The following is a 17506-nucleotide window of genomic DNA, read 5'->3' as shown; positions in this document are numbered from 1 at the left end:
GTCGGTTACTCCGCCTTAACCGTAACGATTCACCATGATGGCTCTGTTTGTTTCGGGGCCGCCTTTCCATGTCCGATCTGAAGACCGACGTCGTTCACCGCGGCGACTGCATCGAAGTGCTGAGAAGCCTGCCTGACGCTTCGGTGGACATGGTCTTCGCCGACCCGCCCTATAATCTGCAGCTGGGCGGCGACCTGCTGCGTCCCGACAACTCCAAGGTCGATGCGGTCGATGACGACTGGGACAAGTTCGGCAGCTTCGCCGAATACGACGCCTTCACCCGCGCCTGGCTGGCGGAATGCCGCCGCGTGCTGAAGCCGGAAGGCTCGATCTGGGTGATCGGCTCGTATCACAACGTCTTCCGTCTGGGCGCAGCGATCCAGGACCTGGGCTTCTGGGTGCTGAACGACATCATCTGGCGCAAGTCCAACCCGATGCCGAACTTCAAGGGCACCCGCTTCACCAACGCCCACGAGACCCTGATCTGGGCCGCGCGGTCGCGTGAGCAGAAGCGCTACACCTTCAACTATGACGCGCTGAAGGCCTTCAACGAAGACACCCAGATGCGTTCGGACTGGACTTTCGCCCTGTGCACCGGCGAAGAGCGGATCAAGGACGCCGACGGCAAGAAGGCCCATCCGACGCAGAAGCCCGAGGCCCTGCTCCACCGCGTGCTGATGTCGGCGACCCGCCCCGGCGACGTGGTTCTGGACCCCTTCTTCGGCACCGGCACCACCGGCGCTGCGGCCAAGCGTCTGGGTCGTCATTTCATCGGCATCGAGCGTGATGAAACCTATGCCGACGTAGCTGAAAAACGCATCGCCGCCGTCATTCCCGCCGCCCTGGAAGACCTGAAGGTCATGGGCTCCAAGCGCGACGAGCCCAAGGTGCCGTTCGGCGCCCTGGTCGAGGCCGGCCTGCTGCAGCCCGGCGACCGCCTCTATACGCCCAAGGGCGACCGCGAGGCCCGCGTCCGCGCCGACGGCTCGCTGATCCACGGCGACCTGACCGGCTCGATCCACAAGCTGGGCGCCCTGATGGAGAACGCCCCGGCCTGCAACGGCTGGACCTACTGGCGCTTCAAAACTGATCAGGGCCTGAAATCCATTGACGCCCTGCGCGCCGAAATCCGCGCCGGAATGCAGTGACGGCGCCCCGCCCGCGACAGAAAAACTGAAAACCCTACTTCCGCAATTCACCGGGATGCGGAGGAACGTGACAGTCTGATCTTCGTTGATGCCAACGGTCTGCTCCCGCAGGCCGGAGCACCACATCATGAAGATCGCCCAGGTCACGCCGCTGTATGAGGCTGTCCCTCCCAAGCTTTACGGAGGGACCGAGCGCGTCGTCGCGCACCTGACGGACGCCCTTGTCGACCTGGGTCACGATGTGACCCTGTTCGCCAGCGCCGACGCCCAGACACGGGCGCGGCTGGTCCCCGTTCGCGATCAGGCCATCCGCCTGGACCCCGCCCCGCTAAAGTCCGATTTGGCCGCGCACCTGTCGATGCTGGGCGAGGTGCTGGACCGCGTCGATGAGTTCGACGTCATCCACTTCCACACCGACATGATCCACTTCCCGGTTTTCCAGCCGTGGGCGGACAAGACCATAACCACCCTGCACGGGCGTCTGGACATGAAGGACCTGCCCGCCGTCTATGCGCGCTGGAGTGATTTCGGACTGGTCTCCATCTCCGACAACCAGAGACAGCCGCTGCATTTCGCCAACTGGAAGGCGACCGTCCACCACGGCATGCCCGCCGACCACTATCAGTTTTCGGCCAAGTCCCAGGGCTATCTGGCCTTCCTGGGCCGCATCTCGCCGGAGAAACGCCCCGACCGCGCCATCGAGATCGCCACCAAGCTGGGCCGGCGCCTGAAGATCGCCGCCAAGGTCGACGCCGCCGACAAGCTGTATTGGGAGGAGACGATCCGCCCATTGATCCAGGACAACCCCCTGATCGAATTCATCGGCGAAATCGGCGACCACCAGAAGTCGGCCTTCCTGGGCGGCGCGGACGCCCTGTTGTTTCCCATCGACTGGCCCGAGCCCTTTGGTCTGGTCATGATCGAGGCCATGGCCTGCGGCACCCCGGTGGTCGCCTTCCGCTGCGGCTCGACGCCCGAGATCATCGAGGACGGACGGACCGGCTTCCTGGTGGATACGCTTGAACAGGCCGTCGCCGCCACGGACCGGACCCGCCTGCTGGACCGCGAGACGGTGCGCGCGCGCTTTGACCTGCGCTTTTCGTCCACCGCCATGGCGCGCAGCTATCTGGATGTTTACGGCGACCTGCTGGCCCGACGTCCCTTTGCAGAGCCGCCCCTGCCGGATGTCGTCCGCCCTATCCGCCCCCTGAAGGAAGAGCGCAGCTTCACCACCCGCGCGTGAAGCTCGAAAATCGGGCGGCGAGGATGAACCCTCAGCCGCCTGTTTCATTTGAATGATCAAGCGGCCCGTCAGCGCCGCATTTGGATGAAACGCTCGGCCAAGGCCTCAATAACGGCGGAGAGACCTGATGGACGACGCCTATTCCACCCAGATGACGGCGGGTGAAACCGTTGAGGCCTCTGGCCTCGAACAGCTGATGGCCCTGAAGGAAGGCGATGTCTTTCTGGTCGCCGACGGCTGGGGCGACATGAAGGGCGGGGCGGACGGATTGTTCGCCCACGACACCCGCGTCCTGTCGCGCTGGGTCATGACAGTCGGTCTGGCGCGGCCGTCGCGCCTGTCCTCGGGCGTCAGTCAGGACAATGTCTTCTTCTCCTGCCATTCGACCAACCGCCCCCTGCCCCCGATGGGCGGGCGCTCTGCGCCGGCGGGCGTGCTGCATATCGAGCGGCGGCGCTTCCTGTGGGACGAACGGATGTTCGAGCGCATCCAGATGGTCAATCACGGCATGGAGGACGTCCTGCTGCCGCTGGCCTTCGATTTCGGCGTCGACTTCGCCGACATCTTCCAGGTGCGCGGCACGCCTCGGGCCAGGCGGGGAACGGTCCATGCGCCGACCATGGACGGGCGCCGCGTCACCTTCCGCTACACCGGCCTCGACAAGGTGGAGCGCCACAGTTGCCTGTCCTTCTCTGAACCGCCTGCGCGCCTGACCGGCCAGCGCGCCGAGTTCATGTTCAGCCTGCCCAAGGGCAAGACCGTGGACCTCTATGTCGAGTGCGGTCTGGACGCCTGCGAGGCGCCGGACGCGCAGCGCTGGCGGCTCAACGCCGTCCATGCCCGGATCGCCATGCGGGCGAAGCGTCGACGCGGCGCCTCGGTGCGCGGCCCGCGCAGTCCCCGCTTCAACGACTGGCTGGATCAGTCGCGCGCCGACATGGCCCTGCTGACCACCGACCTGCCGACAGGCCCCTATCCCTATGCAGGCACGCCCTGGTTCTCGACCCCCTTCGGGCGTGACGGCATCATCGCCGCCTGGCAGATGCTGTGGCTGGACCCGTCCCTGGCCAAGGGGGTCCTGACCTATCTGGCCAGCCGACAGGCGACCGAAACCTCGCTCTATCAGGACAGCCAGCCCGGCAAGATCATGCACGAGACGCGCGGCGGCGAGATGAGCGCCCTGCATGAGGTGCCGTTCGCCCTCTACTACGGCGGCGTGGACACCACCTGCCTGTTCGTGGCGCTGGCGGGCGCCTACGCCAACCGCACGGGCGACCTGAACCTGATCCGCAAGTTGTGGCCCAATCTGATCGCGGCGTCTGAATGGATGCGCGACTATGGCGACAGCAACGGCGACGGCCTGATCGACTATCAGCGCGGCGCCGACACGGGCCTGTCGAACCAGGGGTGGAAGGATTCAGAAGATTCGATCTTCCACGCCGACGGCCATTTTCCCAAGGGCCCCATCGCTCTGCTGGAGGTCCAGGGCTACGCCTTCGCGGCCTGGAAGGCGCTGGGCGATCTGGGCGAGCGGCTGGGCGACGACCGCGCCGCCGACTGGCGGGCGCGCGCCGAACAGGTCCGCCAACTGGTTGAGGATCAGTTCTGGATGGAGGACGAAGGCTTCTACGCCATCGCCCTGGATGGCGACGGCCAGCAGTGCCGCGCCATCGCCTCCAATGCGGGACATCTGCTGTTCACCGGCCTGCCGTCGGTGGAGCGCGCACGGCGCGTCACCAAACGCCTGCTGACCGCCGAGTTCCGCACCGGCTGGGGCATCCGCACGCTGGAGCTGGGCCAGGCGCGGTTCAATCCGATGAGCTATCACAACGGCTCGGTCTGGCCTCACGACACGGCCATGGCGGCGGCCGGCATGGCCGGTTACGGCGAGCGCGCCGCCGTGGCCGAGATTCTGGCCGAAATCTACGCCGCCGCCGCCCATTTCCACCTGCGCCTGCCCGAACTGTTCTGCGGCTTCCCGCGTGAGCCGGGCGAGCCGCCCATCGCCTATCCGGTCGCCTGCCTGCCGCAAGCCTGGGCGGCGGGGTCCGTCTTTCTGATGCTGCAGGCCTCGCTGGGCCTGTCCATCGACGCCTGGAGCGGAACCATCAACATGACCGATCCGGTCCTGCCGTCAGGGCTGGAGCGGCTGGACATCACAGGCCTGGAGATCGGCGACGCCATCGTCGATCTGAACTTCCGCCATGTGGACGGTCGGGCCGTGGTCGTGCCCAGGCACAAGCGCGGCAATCTGTCGGTGCGGACCCTGCGCTGAGGTCCGTTCAGATCAGGGCCGGTTCGCCCGCCCGGTCCAGCGCCTTGGCGAAGACGGTCGGCAAGGCGGCGCGCGCCGCCTCGACGGTCATCCATTCATAGTCGCCGCCGCCTTCTACCCGCGCCGTCCGCACGCTCAGGGTCAGGCTGAAATGGGTGAAGACGTGCTCCACCGCCCCGGCCTCGCGCCAGTCGGCGGCGACAGGCGGGGCGCCCGTCGGGCTGGCGGACCAATCGCTGGTGGGCAGGCCCATCATGCCGCCCAGCAGCCCCTTGTCCGGCCGTCGCTCCAGCGCCACCCGCCCCTCGGCGTCGATCATCACGAAGGCCACGCCCTGACGATGCGGCCGCTCGGCCTTCTTCGTCTTGATCGGAAATCGCTCAGGCGCACCGCCCGCAAAGCCTAGACACTGATCGGTCAAAGGACAGACGCCGCATGTCGGCGACTTGGGACGACACACCGTCGCCCCCAGATCCATCAGCGCCTGCGCCCAATCGCCGGGTCGGTCATCCGTAATGAATTGACCCGCCAGCCGCTTCAGTTCCGGCCTTGCGGCGGGCAGCGGCGTCTCGACCGCAAACAGCCGCGCCATCACCCGCTCGACATTGCCGTCCACCACATTGGCCGCGCGGTCGAAGGCGATCGAGGCCACGGCAGCGGCGGTGTAGGCGCCCACGCCGGGCAGGGCCAGCAGCCCGGCCTCCGTATCCGGGAACACCCCGCCGTGGTCGCTGGCCACCGCCCGCGCGCAGGCCAGCAGGTTTCGAGCGCGGGCGTAATAGCCAAGCCCAGCCCACGCCGCCATCACCTCTGCATCCGGCGCGGCGGCCAGGTCCGACACCGTCGGCCAGCGGCGGGTGAAATCATGGAAATAGGGCGTGGCGTGCGGCACTGTCGTCTGCTGCAGCATCACCTCGGACAGCCAGACGCGATAAGGTTCGGTCCGCGTCCCCGCCCCCGGCGGCGCGCGCCACGGCAGGCTTCGCGCGTGGGCGTCGTACCAGGCGAGCAGTTCAGATCGGATCAGGGAGACGTCAGGCATCGGTCGGGCTATATAGGCCTATGCGCCGCACCCTGCCCACAGACGCCGAGGTCCGCGAGATTCTGTCTCGCCGCCGCACCCGCCCGGTGCCCCGCGTCGCGCCCCGCGCGGGCAAGGCCCTGACGCCCCTGATCAAGAAGCTGGACGCCCAGTTCGGACGCAGCGCCAGCGCCCTGGAGCCGTTGTGGATCGAGATTGTCGGCGAACGGCTGGCGCGGATCACCTCGCCCAAGAACATCATCAAGGGCCGCGCGGGCCAGCCCGGCATTTTGGAGCTTCGCGTCGTCAGCGCCGCCGCCCTGCTGGTCCAGCACCAGTCCGAGGAAATCCTGGCCAAGGTGAACCTGTTCCTGGGCGAAGGAACCGTGGGCAAGCTGCGCATCGCCCAGGGGCCGATCAAGCCGCCGGTCAAGGCCATCGAACGCCCCAAACGCGCGCCCAAGCCCCCGCCCCTGTCCGCCGCCGCAGAGGCCGACCTGGCCGCCTCCATCGCCTCCGCGCCTGACGAACTGAAGGCCGCCCTGGCCAAGTTGGGCCGTGCGGCGATGTCGCGCCCAAACAGTCAAGATTGACAAAACTTCGCCGCACCTGTTCTCGACTAATCATGGATTGCGTTGTTCCAGGGGAATCGCGCGATCATCCGGCAACGCTCCGATCAAGGAAGTCACATGGCCCAGACTGAATCACGCTTCGCCCGCATGAGCCGCCGCGCGGCCATCACCGGCGCCGCCATGGCGACCATGGCCCTGGCCGCCTGCGGCGGCGGCGCCAAGGGCGCGGCTGAAGGCGACATGGCCCAGGGCGCGGCTGAAGGCGCCAAGGTCACCGTGGTCGAATACGCCTCGGTCACCTGCCCGCACTGCGCCATCTGGCAAGAGAACACCTACCCGGCGTTCAAGGCCAAATATGTCGACACGGGCAAGGTCCGCTACATCTTCCGCGAACTGCCGACCCCGCCGGTCGACGCCGCCACCGCCGGCTTCCTGGTCGCGCGCTGCGCCGGCCCGGACAAGTATTTCGACGTCGTCCACCAGCTGATGAAGACTCAGCAGGAGATGATCACCACCTCGCCGCGCGAATGGCTGCTGCGCACCGCCCAGGCGGCTGGCCTGTCGGAAGAGCAGTTCAACCAGTGCGTCACGGACAAGAACGCCGTCGCCGCCATGGAGAAGCGCGTTCAGGCCGCCCGGGCCCAGGGCGTGACCGGCACCCCGGCCTTCTACGTCAACGACACCCAGGTGATCTCGCCGGGCGGCGAAGGCGCCAGCCTGGCCGACCTGTCGGCCGCCATCGACGCAGCCCTGGCCAAGTAAGATGATGAAGCGCGCGTTGACGGGACTGTCGGTTGCTCTCGCCCTTGTGGCGGCGCCTGCCTTTGCCGCCGACGCGCCTCCGCCGCCGGTGACGGCGGCGGACCATGTCCTGGGCCAGTCCACGGCCAAGGTCACGGTCATCGAATACGCCTCGCTGACCTGTTCGCACTGCGCGGACTGGCATGACCACGTCCTGCCTGCACTCAAGGCCCGCTACATCGACCGGGGCGAGGTGCGTTTCGTCTATCGCACCCTGCCGACGCCGCCGGTCAATGTCGCACAGGCGGCTGCAGGCGTGGCCCAGTGCGCCGCGCCGGGCAAGTTCTTCGCCACCATCGACGCCTTCTTCGCCGCCCAATCGGCCCTGCCGACGACGGGAACCGGCCCCTATTTCGAACGCGGGGTGGCGGCGTCGGGCCGCACGCGGGACGAGATCAGCGCCTGCCTCAACGAGCCGGCCACCGCCGCCGCACTGGAGGCTCAGGTGAACGGCGCCGTCGCGGCTGGCGTCGACGGCACGCCTGCCCTGTTCGTCAATGGCCGCCGGGTCACGGACGTGTCCTTTGCGGGCCTGTCCGCCGCCATCGACCCGCTGCTGCGTCGGTGACGCTCTAGGTCCATGCAGTTCCAGCGCCTCCGGCTCGTCGGCTTCAAGTCGTTCGTCGACCCGGCGGAAGTGCATATTGAATCCGGCCTGACCGGGATCGTCGGGCCGAACGGCTGCGGCAAATCCAACGTCCTTGAAAGCCTGCGCTGGGTCATGGGCGCCAACTCGGCCAAGGCCATGCGCGGCCAGGGCATGGACGACGTCATCTTCGCAGGCGCTGCGGGACGACCCCCGCGCAGTCATGCCGAAGTCCAGCTGACCATCGACAACGCCCAACGCCGCGCGCCCCAGCCCTTCACCGACAGCCCAATTCTGGAGGTGTCGCGCCGCATCGACCGGGGCCAGGGCTCGACCTATCGCATCAACGGCAAGGAGGTCCGCGCCCGCGACGTCCAGCTGCTGTTCGCCGACGCCTCGACCGGCGCCAACTCGCCCGCCCTGGTGCGTCAGGGCCAGATTTCGGAACTGATCGCCGCCAAGCCCCAGAACCGTCGTCGCATTCTGGAAGAGGCGGGCGGGGTCGCCGGTCTGCACACCCGCAGGCATGAGGCCGAACTGCGCCTGAAGGCCGCCGAGACCAATCTGGAGCGCCTGGACGACATCGGCCGCGAACTGGAGACGGCGCTGAACCGCCTGAAGCGCGAGGCGCGGCAGGCCGAGAAATACAAGAAGATCTCCGCCGAGATCCGCGCCCTGCAGGCCGCCTTGCTGTACGTCCGCTGGAACGACGCCAGGCTGGCTGCCGAGGCCGCCGCCGCCGAACTGCGCGACGCCGACCGCGCCGTTGCCGAAACCACGACCGCCGCCGCCGCGGCCCAAACCGCTGCACTCGCCGCTCAGGAAGCCCTTAAGCCCGCGCGGGAGGAGGACGCCGTCGCCTCCGCCCTGCTGCACCGCGCCAGTCTGGAGCGCGACCGGTTGGACATGGCAGAACAGGCCGCCCGGGCCGAGGTGGACCGGCTGAAGGCCGAGGCCGCCCGCATCGCCGCCGACGCTGAACGCGAAGACAATATGGCCGCCGACGCCAGACGCGAACTGGATCGGCTGGATCATGAACTGACCCGATTGAAGGCCGAGATCGCCGCAGCACCCGAGCGCGGCCCCGAACTGGACAAGGCGCTGGCCGCCGCCGAGGACTCGCGCAAGGCCGCCGACGCCGAGGTCGAGCGTCTGGCCGGAACCCTGGCCGCCGTTGAGGCCCGCGCTGCCGCCGAGGCCGCGCGCAAACGCGACGCCGAGGCCCGCCTGTCGCGCGTGACCGGCCAGTTCGACCAGGCCAGGCGCGAACGTGAGGCCCTGGGTCCGTTGGAGACGCCAGAACTGGAGACGGCCCGTCAGGCGCTGGAGACGGCGCAGGCCGATCTGTCCGCCGCCCGCGAAGCCGTCGAGGCCGCCGAGGCTCGACGCGGCGAATTGGCCCGCACGGAGCAGGACGCCCGCACCGCCGCCCGCGCAGCCGAGGACCGTCTGGGCCGCCTGCAGACCGAGGCGCGGGGTTTGGCCCAACTGCTGGTCACTGGCAAGCGCGACCACCCGCCTGCGCTGGACAGGGTGCGCGCCGACAAAGGCTATGAAGCCGCCCTCGCCGCCGCCCTGGGCGACGATCTGGACGCCGCGCTGGACGCCCGCGCCGCCGCCTATTGGGGCGGGGCGGATGCGCCAGTTCCCACATGGCCTGCGGGCGTCACGCCTTTGTCGGCCCATGTGCAGGCCCCGGATCAGTTGACCGCCCGGCTCGCCCTGTGCGGCGTCGCGGCCAGGGCTGAGGCCGCGCAACTGGCGCAGGCTCTGCCGCCCGGCGCCCGTCTGGTGACGACCGAGGGCGACCTCTATCGCTGGGATGGTTTCGTCAGCCGCGCCGAGGCGCCGCGCCCCGCCGCCGTCCGTCTGGCGCAGCGCACGCGCCTGGCCGAACTGGAAGCCGAAATCGACAAGGGCAAGCCGGCGCTGGATCAGGCCCAAGCGGCCCAGAAATCCGCCACCGACGCCTTCCGCGCCGCCGAGGAAGCGGTGAAGGCCGCCCGCCTGAAACCCTTCGCCGCCGACAAGGCCGTGACCGCCGCCCGCGACCGCGTCGAGAACCTGGCCCGCGAACAGACCCGCCGCGAAGCCCGGGCGCAGGCGCTGGACGACACTGTGACCCGCCTCGACGTCGAGGTGGCCGAGGCCCGCGCCGCTCTGGAAGCCGCGCAAGGCGTCGACGCTCCGTCCGAAACCGTCGCCGGTCTGCGTGACGAGCTGACCGCCGCCCGATCCGCCGCGGATGCGGCCCGCACCGCCGCCCAGACGGCCCGCTCCGATCGCGACGCCGAGGCCCGCGACCGTCAGGGCCGCGAACAGCGCCTGGGCGGCCTGAACCGCGCGCGCGACGGCTGGGTCAGCCGCTCGAAAGACAGCACCGCCCGCATCACGGCCCTAGCGAAAGACGCCGAAAAGACCGCCGCCCTGCTGAAACAGGCCGAGGTCGCGCCGCAGGGCTTCGCCGAACAGCGCGCCAAGCTGCTGGACACGCTGACTGCGGCCGAGCAGCGTAAACAGGCCTCGTCCGACGCGATGGCCCTGGCCGACACGACGGCGGGCGACGCAGACCGCGCCTCACGCGCCGCCGACACCGCTGCGTCGCAGGCCCGCGAGGCCCGCGCCGGACTGGCCGCCCGCGCCGAGGCCGCCGCCGAAAAACTGACCGAAGCGGAAGCCACCGTCCGAGACACCGCCCAGATGTCGCCGGAGGAGCTGGGCCAGAAGCTGACCGACGACGCCATCGCCCGCCCGCCGGATGCGGCGGGGGCCGAGAACCTGCTTTACGGACTGGAGCGCGAGCGCGAAGCCCTGGGCGCCGTCAACCTGCGCGCCGAGGACGAGGCCGTGGAATACGGCGACCGCCTGCAGAGCATGAAGTCCGAGCGCATCGACCTGACCCAGGCGATCGCCAAGCTGCGCGACGGGATCGACGAGCTGAACGCCGAGGGCCGCGAACGTCTGGTCGCCGCCTTCGATGTCATCAACACCAACTTCAAGACCCTGTTCGAGGCCCTGTTCGGCGGCGGCCAGGCCGAACTGAAACTGGTCGAAAGCGACGATCCGCTAGAGGCGGGTCTGGAGATTTACGCCTGCCCGCCCGGCAAGCGCCTGTCGGTCATGTCGCTGATGAGCGGCGGCGAGCAGGCCCTGACGGCGGCGGCCCTGATCTTCGGCGTCTTCCTGGCCAACCCGGCGCCCGTCTGCGTGCTGGACGAGGTGGACGCCCCGCTGGACGACGCCAACGTCGACCGCTTCTGCCGGATGCTGCACGAAATGCGCTCGCGCACCGACACCCGCTTCATCGTCATCACCCACAATCCGGTGACCATGAGCCGGATGGACCGCCTGTACGGCGTCACCATGCCCGAACGCGGCATGAGCCAGCTGGTCAGCGTGGACCTGAATCAAGCCGAGACCCTGGTCGCATGATCACCCTGATGCTGGCCTTGCTGGCCGATCCCAGTCCTGCTTTGGTGCCCGTCGGCGTCGGCCGCTTCGCCATCTATGCCGATGTGAACTCCATCGCACGCGACGGCGACATCGCCCGGATGCGCGAGCTTCAGGTGACCGAAACGGGGTTCAAGGTCGGCGACGTTCTCTATGTCGGGGGCTGGTCACGGTGGGCGTTCGACTGCCGGGCCATGACGGCGGACCGGCTAGACTTTTCCTCCCTGCGCGCCGACGGAACCGAAGGCCCCGCCACGCCGGATAACGCCCCCGCCTATCCTGCCGCACCGGGCGGGGATGCCGCCGAGCTTCTGGCCGTCGCCTGCGCAAGCCAGAAGCCGACCGACACAATGTCGCTGGATGATGCCGTCAGGCTGGGTCAGCAGGCGCTGGCGGAATAGGCGGGCGCGCCACCGCCTCCCCTTGCGGCCATTCCAGACGATCCCGCGGCAGGGCCTCGCGGCAATGATCGCGCATATAGGCCATCAGCTTCTCGCGGATTTCGCAGCGCAGATCGAAAGCCACCCCGGCGGACCGCGCGCTGGCCAGGCACCGAAGCTGCAGCACCCGCTCGGTGATGTCGGTCACCTGCATCACCTGCACCTCGCCGTCCCAGTGTTTCGACGCCTGGACGATGCCTTCATAGGCGACGCGCAGTTTGTCCACCGGCGCCTCATAGTCCACATAGAAGAAGGCCACGCCCAGCAGGCGCGAGTTCTCGCGCGTCCAGTTCTGGAAGGGCTTGGTGATGAAATAGGACAGGGGCAGCACCATCCGGCGCCAGTCCCACAGCTTGACCACCACATAGGTCGAGGTGATCTCCTCCACATTGCCCCACTCGCCCTCCACGATCACGGCGTCGTCGATGCGGATCGGCTGGGTCAGGGCGATCTGGATGCCCGCCACCATGTTGGTCAGGATGGGCTGAAGCGCCAGACCGGCGATGATGCCGACGACGCCTGCCGAGGCCAGCAGGCTGACGCCCCACTGTCGGAACCCGGCGATGGTCATCAGGGCCAGGCCGACCGTGACGATGAACAGAACCACCTTGGCCACCCGCTGCAGGATGCGGGTCTGGGTCAGGTGTTTGCGGGCGACCAGATTGTCTTCCGTGGCGACGTTGAACCGCTTCAGGTGCATCACCGTCCACATGTCCAGCACCCCGGACGCCAGCCAGCCCATGATCAGGATCGACAGGAACAGCAGGATCGAACGGATGTCGGCGGATGGCTCCGGGTGCATCGGCGACACCGTCACCCCGATCCCTATGCCGATGATGATGGTCAAGATGCGCAGCTTGATCCGCGCCCGCTCGACCACCCCGCGCCAGAAGACATCCTTGTTGCGCACCACCCGGCGCAGGATTTCGAAGGCGATCTTGTGCACGATCCAGCCGCCGCCGACGAAGACCAGCAGAACGATCAGGATCACAGCCCATTCCGGCAGCCAGTCGAACTGGTGCCACAGGGCGCGGACTTGGCGGGTCAGGGCGATGACTTCGGGAGGCATGCCTCTCTAACGCATCACAAGCTTTACGGTTTTCCTTCTCTCGCCCATTTCCTGGAGAGGTGGATCGGCGCAGGGGCGAGCGAAGGCCGGATCAGCGTTTCGCGGTCGCCTCGACCAGATCGGCCAGACGTTGCGCCGCGTCGGGAATGGCGACCGATTTCGCCGCCGCTGACATGACCGCCAGACGCGCCGGATCGGCCAGCACATCTTCGAGCGCCGCCGCCAGACGCTCAACCGTCAGATCGTCTTCCAGAATGACTTCGGCGGCCCCCGCATCGACCAGAGCCTTGGCGTTCAGGCGCTGGTGATCGTCGGTGGCGATCTTCAGCGGGATCAGGATGGACGGCAGGGCCGCCACCGCCAGTTCGGCGCAGGTCGAGGCGCCGGACCGCCCCACCACTAGATGCGCCGCCGACAGGCGCGAAGCCATGTCGCGGAAGAAGGGCGCGACCTCAGCCTCTATCCCCGCCTCCAGATAGACCTGCTGGGCGGTTTCCAACGTCTCGGGACGCGACTGCTGCTGCACCTTCAGGCGACGTCGGATGGCCTCAGGCAGGGCCGCCAGGGCGCGGGGCGTCGTCTCCGACAGGATGCGCGCGCCCTGACTGCCGCCCGTCACCAGCACGCGGATCGGGCCGTCTGCGGCGGGCGCGACATAAGCCCTGTCGAACAGGGCGCGGATATCGGCGCGCACGGGGCTGCCGACGACGTGCGATCGTCCCTGCACCTTGGCGGGCGCGCGCTCCAGGGTCGGGAAGGACGAAGCGACTTCGTTCACATAGGGGGCAAGGATGCGGTTAGTGCGGCCCAGCACGGCGTTCTGTTCGTGGATCACCGTCGGACGCGGCGACGTCGCCGCCGCCACCAGCGCAGGCGCCGACGGATAGCCGCCGAATCCCACCACGACATCGGCGCCCAGACGGTCGAAGGCCGTGCGCGCCTGCATCACGCCCTTGAAGATGGCCACGCCCGCCTTGACCAAGCCCAGAGGCCCCGATCCCGTCGCCGCATCCAGCGCCAGACGTTCCTCGGCCGGAAAAGCATGGGCGTATTGCTCGCCCCGGTGATCGGTCGCCAGAACCACGCGCCAGCCGCGCGCCGACAGTTCACGCGCCAGGGCCTCGGCCGGGAACATATGCCCGCCGGTTCCACCGGCGGCGACGACGCAGAGCTTGGACATTCAGGCCTCGTTTTTACAGCAGACGGCGACGCGAACCGGGCAGGCTCGCCCCCGGCTCATACGCTCCGGGACGACGACGCGTCAGGGCCAGCGCAAACCCCATGGTCACGCACATGGCCAGCATGGACGATCCGCCATAGCTGATGAAGGGCAGGGTCATGCCCTTGGTCGGGATCAGGTTCAGGTTCACCGCCACATTGATGCAGGCCTGAAGCCCGATCAGCATGAACAGGCCCGCCGAAGCCGTCTGTTCGAACGGGTCAGTCAGCTTCATCGCCCGGCGCATCCCGCGCACCACGATGAAGGCGTAGAGGCCGATCATGATCAGGCTCAGCACCAGGCCGAACTCTTCAGCGCCGACCGAATAGATGAAGTCGGTGTGCAAGTCCGGCACCCGGCGCTTCATCACCCCCTCGCCGATGCCGCGCCCGACCAGTCCGCCCGCGCGGATGGCCTCGGATGCGCTGTCGATCTGGTGGGTGTCGGTGGTCTCGGGCGAGGTGAAGCGGCTCAGACGGTCACGCATGTGACCGAAGACGAAATACAGCGACACCAGTCCCGCCATGCCCGCGCTGGCCAGCACCGCCATCCACTTGAACGGCACCCCGGCCATGAAGAAGACGGCCATGAAGGTGGTGGTGATCAGCAGGGTCTGGCCGATGTCCGGCTGGATCAACAGCAGACAGACCGTCAGGGCGTAGAAGCCGAACGCAATGGTCACGCCCGGCACCCCCTGCCCCTTCTGCGCCTCGGCGAACATCCAGGCGGCGAAGACGATCAGGCCGGGCTTGGCGAACTCGGACGGCTGCAGGCTGAAGGGGCCCAGGTTCACCCAGCGCGCAGCCCCCTTCACCGTGTCGCCGATGAACGGCAGGGCCGCCATGACGATGATGGCGCTGAACAGGGCCAGCACCGCCACACGCCGCACGCCGCGCGGCGACATCAGCGAGGTGGCCAGCATGACCGTCAGCCCCATGCCCGCGAACGCCATCATCCGCCACGAATAGTGGAAGGGATCGGTGATCGATTCATCGGCCAGGATCGCCGCCGGGCTGGAGGCGAAGCTGAGCGCGACGCCTAAGCCCATCAGCGCCAGGGCCGCGCTCAGCAGTCCACGATCCACGGTCCAGAACCACTGGGCCACATGGCTCTGATCATTGCGCGAGAAGGTCGGCGTATAGGGCGCGGTCATGCGGTCGCCTCCGGCGCGGCGCCGAGGTTGAGCACGGCGGCGCGGAACGCCTCGCCCCGCGCCTCGAAGTCGGGATACTGGTCGAAACTGGCGCAGGCGGGCGACAGCAGCACGATCTGCTCGACGCCCGACGCCAGAAACGCCTCATGCGCATCGGCGGCGGCGGCGGTCACCGCTGCATCCAGCGTCTTCGACACCAAATGCGGGGTGGCGCCCAGTGTCACCGCGAAAGCGTCCGCCGCCTCGCCGATCAGATAGGCCTTGGTCACGCGGGGGAACAGGTCGGCCAGATCAGCGATGCCGCCCGCCTTTGGCACGCCGCCGGCGATCCAGAAGACACTTGGGTAGCTGGCCAGCGCCTGACGCGCGGCGTCGGCGTTGGTGGCCTTGGAATCATTGATGAACCGCACCGATCCGATATGGCCGACAGCCTCCATCCGGTGCGCCAGGCCGGGGAAGGTCAGCAGGCCTTCGACAGCGGCTTCGTGCGACACGCCCAGCGCCCGCGCGGCGGCATAGGCGAAGGCGGCGTTCTGGGCGTTGTGGCGACCGGGCAGCGAGCGGGCTGCGGACAGGTCGGCGATGACTTCGCCATCCTTCAGAACAGCCCCGGCGCGCGCCGTATATCCTTCTTGTCCTGCGGCCGACGGGTCGGTGCTGATGCTGACCGTATGGCGTCCGGCGGCGTGCAGCGCATCGAAAACGCCCTGCCCCCAGGTTTCATCGACGCCGACCAGCGCGACAGCGTCAGGTCCCTGCGCCGCAAATATCCGCCGCTTGGCCGCGACATAGCCTTCCATCCCGCCATGGCGGTCCAGATGGTCCGGCGACACATTGGTCAGGATCGCCACGTCAGGCGTGAAGCTGGTCGTCAGGTCCAGTTGATAGCTGGACACCTCGATCACATAGACCGCGTCCGCCTTCGGCTCCGGCAGGGCCAGAACCCCGATGCCGATGTTGCCGCCGACATGGACCGTCAGCCCCGCCTGTTTCAGCACCCAGCCGATCAGGGCCGTGGTCGTGGACTTGCCGTTGGTGCCGGTGACGGCGACCACACGGGGCCGCTGCTCCGATGGAAGCATGGCCAGGGCGCGGGCGAACAGTTCGACATCGCCGATAACCGGCACGCCCGCTTCATGCGCGCGGTCGACCGTCCAGTGCGGCTTGGGATGGGTCAGGGGCGCGCCCGGCGAAAGGACCAGGGCGGCGAAGTCCGACCAGTCGGCGGCGGTCAGGTCTTCGACCTCGAAACCTTCGGCCTGGGCCTGCATTCGGCCCGAAACGCTGTCGTCCCACAGGATCGGGATCGCGCCCCCGGCCAACAGAGCGCGCGCCGCCGTGATCCCCGACCGTCCCAGGCCGAAGACCGCAACACGTCTGCCCTCATAGCCGGGAACGGGGATCATGGGATCAGCGCAGCTTCAGCGTGGACAGGCCGATCAGCGCCAGCGCCCCGGCGATGATCCAGAACCGGATGACCACGGTCGATTCCGGCCAGCCCATCTTTTCGAAATGGTGGTGGATCGGCGCCATCAGGAAGATGCGCTTCTTGGTCAGCTTGTAATAGCCGACCTGGATCATGACCGAGGCGGCCTCGATCACGAACAGGCCGCCGATGATGCCCAGAACCAGCTCGTGCTTGGTGGTCACGGCGATGGCGCCCAGCGCCCCGCCCAGAGCCAGCGAACCGGTGTCGCCCATGAAGATCTTGGCGGGCGGCGCATTGTACCAAAGGAAGCCCGCCCCCCCGCCGATCATGGCCGTGCAAAAGATGGCCAGTTCACCCGCGCCCGGCACGTGGTGGATCTGCAGATACTGCGAAAAGACGAAGTTGCCGGCCAGATAGGCGATCACGCCGAACGCGGCGGCGGCCATCATCACCGGCACGGTGGCCAGACCGTCCAGCCCGTCCGTCAGGTTCACCGCGTTGGAGAAGCCGACGATGGTGAAGGCCGCAAACGCCACATAGAACCAGCCGATGTTCAGCAGAACGGCCTTGAAGAAGGGGAAGGCGATCGAGGTCTCAAGCCCCGGCGAGGTCGGCGAGTGGGTCATCCACAGCACCGTCAGCACGCCCGCGACCACGGCGACGACCGTCTGGGCCAACAGCTTCTGCTTGGACGTCAGGCCCGCCGAGGTCTGTTTCGTCACCTTGGCGTAGTCGTCGATGAAGCCCAGCACGCCAAACGCCGCCGTCACGCCGCACACGATCCAGATATAGGGGTTGGTCAGGTCGCCCCACAGCAGAACGGCGACGCCGATGCCCGCCAGGATCATCAGGCCGCCCATGGTCGGCGTGCCGACCTTGGACAGGTGCGAAACCGGGCCGTCGTCGCGGATCGGCTGGCCCCGGCCCTGTTTGGCGCGGATCCAGTTGATGAAGCGGCTGCCCATGGCCACCGCCACCACGGCCGCCGTGGCCAGGGCCAGGGCGCCGCGCACCGTCTGATACTGAAGCAGGTTCAGCAGGGGATACTGGTGCGCCACATCGGCGTAATAGAGATACAGCAGATAAAACATTCGGTTCCC

14 protein-coding genes are annotated in these 17506 nt (G+C 68.0%); 8 read left to right on the top strand and 6 right to left on the bottom strand.

The features are described from left to right. The first annotated feature begins 68 nt into the window (after window positions 1-68). The 3 genes from JKF87_RS14960 (at window position 69) to JKF87_RS14950 (ending at window position 4666) form a co-directional block, all read left to right on the top strand. Complete coding sequence (locus JKF87_RS14960; RefSeq protein ID WP_201100683.1) at window positions 69-1148, top strand: site-specific DNA-methyltransferase; 1080 nt, start codon at window positions 69-71, stop codon at window positions 1146-1148. A 127-nt stretch (window positions 1149-1275) separates the two neighbouring features. Next, window positions 1276-2391 carry a glycosyltransferase family 4 protein gene (locus JKF87_RS14955; RefSeq protein ID WP_201100682.1) on the top strand — a complete coding sequence of 372 codons (1116 nt, stop codon included), beginning with the start codon at window positions 1276-1278 and terminating at the stop codon, window positions 2389-2391. 127 nt (window positions 2392-2518) lie between these two features. Continuing rightward, entirely contained in the window at window positions 2519-4666 is a 2148-nt protein-coding gene (locus tag JKF87_RS14950) for an amylo-alpha-1,6-glucosidase (RefSeq protein ID WP_201100681.1), read from the top strand. Window positions 4667-4673: 7 nt separating this feature from the next. Here JKF87_RS14950 and mutY read toward each other — a convergent pair whose 3' ends face one another. Next, a complete protein-coding gene (mutY, locus tag JKF87_RS14945; protein WP_201100680.1) occupies window positions 4674-5708 on the bottom strand; it encodes an A/G-specific adenine glycosylase in 1035 nt (344 codons plus the stop codon). Between the two features lie 20 nt (window positions 5709-5728). On the opposite strand from mutY, the gene JKF87_RS14940 reads away from it, so the two are divergent. The 5 genes from JKF87_RS14940 to JKF87_RS14920 all read left to right on the top strand — a co-directional run bounded on the left by JKF87_RS14940 (window position 5729) and on the right by JKF87_RS14920 (window position 11497). Further along, window positions 5729-6280 (top strand): DUF721 domain-containing protein, encoded by a 552-nt coding sequence (locus JKF87_RS14940; protein WP_201100679.1) that lies wholly within the window; start codon window positions 5729-5731, stop codon window positions 6278-6280. 96 nt (window positions 6281-6376) lie between these two features. Beyond that, entirely contained in the window at window positions 6377-7021 is a 645-nt protein-coding gene (locus JKF87_RS14935; protein ID WP_201100678.1) for a DsbA family protein, read from the top strand. A gap of 4 nt (window positions 7022-7025) precedes the next feature. Further along, complete coding sequence (locus tag JKF87_RS14930; protein ID WP_236261412.1) at window positions 7026-7628, top strand: thioredoxin domain-containing protein; 603 nt, start codon at window positions 7026-7028, stop codon at window positions 7626-7628. A 12-nt stretch (window positions 7629-7640) separates the two neighbouring features. Continuing rightward, window positions 7641-11078 carry a chromosome segregation protein SMC gene (smc, locus tag JKF87_RS14925; protein WP_201100676.1) on the top strand — a complete coding sequence of 1146 codons (3438 nt, stop codon included), beginning with the start codon at window positions 7641-7643 and terminating at the stop codon, window positions 11076-11078. Beyond that, a complete protein-coding gene (locus tag JKF87_RS14920) occupies window positions 11075-11497 on the top strand; it encodes a surface-adhesin E family protein (RefSeq protein WP_201100675.1) in 423 nt (140 codons plus the stop codon). Before smc ends, JKF87_RS14920 begins: the two co-directional genes overlap by 4 nt. On the opposite strand, the gene JKF87_RS14915 is transcribed toward JKF87_RS14920, so the two are convergent. From JKF87_RS14915 to mraY, 5 genes are all read right to left on the bottom strand, one after another. Continuing rightward, a complete protein-coding gene (locus JKF87_RS14915; RefSeq protein ID WP_201100674.1) occupies window positions 11466-12605 on the bottom strand; it encodes a mechanosensitive ion channel family protein in 1140 nt (379 codons plus the stop codon). The genes JKF87_RS14920 and JKF87_RS14915 overlap by 32 nt on opposite strands. A gap of 91 nt (window positions 12606-12696) precedes the next feature. Next, window positions 12697-13785, bottom strand: a complete 1089-nt coding sequence (gene murG, locus JKF87_RS14910) for an undecaprenyldiphospho-muramoylpentapeptide beta-N-acetylglucosaminyltransferase (protein ID WP_201100673.1) — start codon at window positions 13783-13785, stop codon at window positions 12697-12699. Window positions 13786-13798: 13 nt separating this feature from the next. Then, the gene (locus tag JKF87_RS14905) at window positions 13799-14977 is read right to left on the bottom strand and encodes an FtsW/RodA/SpoVE family cell cycle protein (protein ID WP_201100672.1); all 1179 of its coding nucleotides are present in this window, start codon (window positions 14975-14977) and stop codon (window positions 13799-13801) included. Further along, window positions 14974-16383: a UDP-N-acetylmuramoyl-L-alanine--D-glutamate ligase gene (gene murD, locus JKF87_RS14900; protein ID WP_201100671.1), complete on the bottom strand. Its 1410-nt coding sequence runs from the start codon at window positions 16381-16383 to the stop codon at window positions 14974-14976. Before murD ends, JKF87_RS14905 begins: the two co-directional genes overlap by 4 nt. Before the next feature lie 4 nt (window positions 16384-16387). Beyond that, window positions 16388-17497 carry a phospho-N-acetylmuramoyl-pentapeptide-transferase gene (gene mraY / locus JKF87_RS14895; protein ID WP_201100670.1) on the bottom strand — a complete coding sequence of 370 codons (1110 nt, stop codon included), beginning with the start codon at window positions 17495-17497 and terminating at the stop codon, window positions 16388-16390. Between the last annotated feature and the right edge of the window lie 9 nt (window positions 17498-17506).

It is taken from the genome of Brevundimonas nasdae, assembly GCF_016654005.1.
GTDB classification, from domain to species: Bacteria; Pseudomonadota; Alphaproteobacteria; order Caulobacterales; family Caulobacteraceae; genus Brevundimonas; species Brevundimonas nasdae.
Note: the sequence above shows the minus strand (reverse complement) of the source record. Positions and strands in the feature narration are given on the sequence as shown.

Excerpts from the sequence above, each read along its gene's own strand:
- JKF87_RS14960 (WP_201100683.1), top strand. The coding sequence starts at position 69 with ATGTCCGATCTGAAGACCGACGTCGTTCACCGCGGCGACTGCATCGAA.
- mutY (WP_201100680.1), bottom strand. The coding sequence starts at position 5,708 with ATGCCTGACGTCTCCCTGATCCGATCTGAACTGCTCGCCTGGTACGAC.
- JKF87_RS14955 (WP_201100682.1), top strand. The coding sequence starts at position 1,276 with ATGAAGATCGCCCAGGTCACGCCGCTGTATGAGGCTGTCCCTCCCAAG.
- murG (WP_201100673.1), bottom strand. The coding sequence starts at position 13,785 with ATGTCCAAGCTCTGCGTCGTCGCCGCCGGTGGAACCGGCGGGCATATG.
- JKF87_RS14935 (WP_201100678.1), top strand. The coding sequence starts at position 6,377 with ATGGCCCAGACTGAATCACGCTTCGCCCGCATGAGCCGCCGCGCGGCC.
- JKF87_RS14905 (WP_201100672.1), bottom strand. The coding sequence starts at position 14,977 with ATGACCGCGCCCTATACGCCGACCTTCTCGCGCAATGATCAGAGCCAT.
- murD (WP_201100671.1), bottom strand. The coding sequence starts at position 16,383 with ATGATCCCCGTTCCCGGCTATGAGGGCAGACGTGTTGCGGTCTTCGGC.
- JKF87_RS14940 (WP_201100679.1), top strand. The coding sequence starts at position 5,729 with ATGCGCCGCACCCTGCCCACAGACGCCGAGGTCCGCGAGATTCTGTCT.
- mraY (WP_201100670.1), bottom strand. The coding sequence starts at position 17,497 with ATGTTTTATCTGCTGTATCTCTATTACGCCGATGTGGCGCACCAGTAT.
- JKF87_RS14930 (WP_236261412.1), top strand. The coding sequence starts at position 7,026 with ATGAAGCGCGCGTTGACGGGACTGTCGGTTGCTCTCGCCCTTGTGGCG.
- JKF87_RS14950 (WP_201100681.1), top strand. The coding sequence starts at position 2,519 with ATGGACGACGCCTATTCCACCCAGATGACGGCGGGTGAAACCGTTGAG.
- JKF87_RS14920 (WP_201100675.1), top strand. The coding sequence starts at position 11,075 with ATGATCACCCTGATGCTGGCCTTGCTGGCCGATCCCAGTCCTGCTTTG.
- smc (WP_201100676.1), top strand. The coding sequence starts at position 7,641 with ATGCAGTTCCAGCGCCTCCGGCTCGTCGGCTTCAAGTCGTTCGTCGAC.
- JKF87_RS14915 (WP_201100674.1), bottom strand. The coding sequence starts at position 12,605 with ATGCCTCCCGAAGTCATCGCCCTGACCCGCCAAGTCCGCGCCCTGTGG.